Source organism: Acinetobacter sp. MF4642, from assembly GCF_002018925.1.
Taxonomy (GTDB): domain Bacteria; phylum Pseudomonadota; class Gammaproteobacteria; order Pseudomonadales; family Moraxellaceae; genus Acinetobacter; species Acinetobacter johnsonii.
Genome location: NZ_MVON01000072.1, coordinates 1 through 1,797 on the forward strand (window position 1 = coordinate 1; position 1,797 = coordinate 1,797).

A 1,797-nucleotide genomic window follows, 5' to 3' on the forward strand; every position below is an offset into this window, starting at 1 on the left:
AATTACTCGAAGTTTATTTGAGAAATATTTGTCAGAAAATTGATGAGCCAAGATTTGTAGCCATAAGCTACTAATGATTTTTAACTGAAGAGTTTGATCATGGCTCAGATTGAACGCTGGCGGCAGGCTTAACACATGCAAGTCGAGCGGGGTGATGTAGCTTGCTACATTACCTAGCGGCGGACGGGTGAGTAATGCTTAGGAATCTGCCTATTAGTGGGGGACAACATTCCGAAAGGAATGCTAATACCGCATACGCCCTACGGGGGAAAGCAGGGGATCTTCGGACCTTGCGCTAATAGATGAGCCTAAGTCAGATTAGCTAGTTGGTGGGGTAAAGGCCTACCAAGGCGACGATCTGTAGCGGGTCTGAGAGGATGATCCGCCACACTGGGACTGAGACACGGCCCAGACTCCTACGGGAGGCAGCAGTGGGGAATATTGGACAATGGGCGCAAGCCTGATCCAGCCATGCCGCGTGTGTGAAGAAGGCCTTTTGGTTGTAAAGCACTTTAAGCGAGGAGGAGGCTACTTGGACTAATACTCTGGATAGTGGACGTTACTCGCAGAATAAGCACCGGCTAACTCTGTGCCAGCAGCCGCGGTAATACAGAGGGTGCGAGCGTTAATCGGATTTACTGGGCGTAAAGCGTGCGTAGGCGGCTTTTTAAGTCGGATGTGAAATCCCTGAGCTTAACTTAGGAATTGCATTCGATACTGGGAAGCTAGAGTATGGGAGAGGATGGTAGAATTCCAGGTGTAGCGGTGAAATGCGTAGAGATCTGGAGGAATACCGATGGCGAAGGCAGCCATCTGGCCTAATACTGACGCTGAGGTACGAAAGCATGGGGAGCAAACAGGATTAGATACCCTGGTAGTCCATGCCGTAAACGATGTCTACTAGCCGTTGGGGCCTTTGAGGCTTTAGTGGCGCAGCTAACGCGATAAGTAGACCGCCTGGGGAGTACGGTCGCAAGACTAAAACTCAAATGAATTGACGGGGGCCCGCACAAGCGGTGGAGCATGTGGTTTAATTCGATGCAACGCGAAGAACCTTACCTGGTCTTGACATAGTAAGAACTTTCCAGAGATGGATTGGTGCCTTCGGGAACTTACATACAGGTGCTGCATGGCTGTCGTCAGCTCGTGTCGTGAGATGTTGGGTTAAGTCCCGCAACGAGCGCAACCCTTTTCCTTATTTGCCAGCGGGTTAAGCCGGGAACTTTAAGGATACTGCCAGTGACAAACTGGAGGAAGGCGGGGACGACGTCAAGTCATCATGGCCCTTACGACCAGGGCTACACACGTGCTACAATGGTCGGTACAAAGGGTTGCTACCTAGCGATAGGATGCTAATCTCAAAAAGCCGATCGTAGTCCGGATTGGAGTCTGCAACTCGACTCCATGAAGTCGGAATCGCTAGTAATCGCGGATCAGAATGCCGCGGTGAATACGTTCCCGGGCCTTGTACACACCGCCCGTCACACCATGGGAATTTGTTGCACCAGAAGTAGGTAGTCTAACCGCAAGGAGGACGCTTACCACGGTGTGGCCGATGACTGGGGTGAAGTCGTAACAAGGTAGCCGTAGGGGAACCTGCGGCTGGATCACCTCCTTAACGAAAGATTGACGATTGGTAAGAATCCACAACAAGTTGTTCTTCATGACGATGTATCTGAGGGTCTGTAGCTCAGTTGGTTAGAGCACACGCTTGATAAGCGTGGGGTCACAAGTTCAAGTCTTGTCAGACCCACCAAATCTGACTAACAAGCATTGTTAAATGCTGAATACAGAAAA

1 tRNA gene and 1 rRNA gene are annotated in these 1,797 nt (G+C 50.5%); both read left to right on the forward strand.

From position 1 onward, the window contains the following. The first annotated feature begins 81 nt into the window (after positions 1-81). Positions 82-1,618, forward strand: a 16S ribosomal RNA gene (locus tag MF4642_RS16420). Positions 1,619-1,679: 61 nt separating this feature from the next. After that, positions 1,680-1,756, forward strand: a tRNA-Ile gene (locus tag MF4642_RS16425). Positions 1,757-1,797: the final 41 nt, after the last annotated feature.